At 35.0% G+C, this 548-nt stretch carries 1 protein-coding gene; it reads right to left on the bottom strand.

From position 1 onward, the window contains the following. Positions 1–548: AAA family ATPase (locus FDX22_RS22635; RefSeq protein WP_222592564.1), on the bottom strand; the 548-nt coding region annotated here is incomplete at both ends.

Here is a 548-nt window from a genome sequence, read left to right as displayed (position 1 = left end):
CCTTTACTTTTTCCACTAGTTCGCTATCTGGTTCTTTTTTTGATTTATTGACGCAAGTGAATACTGAATCAACGTATGAAAAGTTTAAATCATCGTCAAACTGATATCCACGCGCTTTGACTGATAACTTAGAGAAGTCGTTATGCTTGCCACGTTTAGGGCTTAACATTAACATAAATTCTGCCCATGCTGTTAGAGTAGAACCACCCAAGGCGTCACTAGGCTTTACCATATATGCTTTATCGTCCATTGAGTTTGCATAAGCTGATTTGTTTGCATGAGCTACTAACAAGAAAGTAACGTCTTGGAAAAGTAACTTTAAGCGTGTAATTCTCCTAAGCATTGGTTCAAAGTCTTTACCGTAGATAATGTCTCCATTTCTTAGCATTGTCATTAAATTATCCAAGATCACGAATTTTATATCATTTTCTTTAATGTATTCATATAATAAGTTCATGTGGTGCGAATCATCAAGCATAAACTCTCCACCTGTCAAAAAATGTAAGTCTTCTGGTGCATTATCTTTATTTCTAAGCCTTTTGTTTAAC

This window comes from Citrobacter sp. TBCS-14, from assembly GCF_005280805.1.
In the GTDB taxonomy this organism is placed as follows: Bacteria; Pseudomonadota; Gammaproteobacteria; order Enterobacterales; family Enterobacteriaceae; genus Citrobacter; species Citrobacter gillenii.
Note: the sequence above shows the minus strand (reverse complement) of the source record. Positions and strands in the feature narration are given on the sequence as shown.